General features: G+C 65.9%; 1 protein-coding gene. It reads right to left on the bottom strand.

Annotated elements, in window-relative coordinates; translation table 11 throughout:
• Nucleotides 1–293 (bottom strand): prealbumin-like fold domain-containing protein (locus PUR61_RS04485; protein ID WP_329875850.1); only part of this gene is annotated, 293 nt, incomplete at its 3' end.
• Nucleotides 294–317: the final 24 nt, after the last annotated feature.

Genomic DNA, 317 nt, shown 5'->3' with positions numbered 1-317 from the left:
GCGGCCGTCACCTGCACACCGGCCGAAGCATTCGCCGGAGTCAGAACCAACGGACCGAACACCGGCGAAGCAGGCAACTGATACCCGGGCGGGGCAGCCGTCTCACGCCAGTAATACGTGCCGACCTCCACCGTCCGAACACACAGACCATTCGCACCCGTCGTACACGCCGCACCCACCTGCGTGTCCGGGTTCACCCCCGACGTCTGCAGACCCGGAACACCGTTCGTCTCCTCCCACAGATCGAACACACCACCCGCCAACGGCGCCGCCGTATTCGCATCCGTCTTCAACACCCGCACCTCACCCGTCACCGG

This window comes from Streptomyces sp. BE20 (genome assembly GCF_036322525.1).
Taxonomy (GTDB): domain Bacteria; phylum Actinomycetota; class Actinomycetes; order Streptomycetales; family Streptomycetaceae; genus Kitasatospora.
This window is presented reverse-complemented; position numbering and strand designations above follow the sequence as displayed.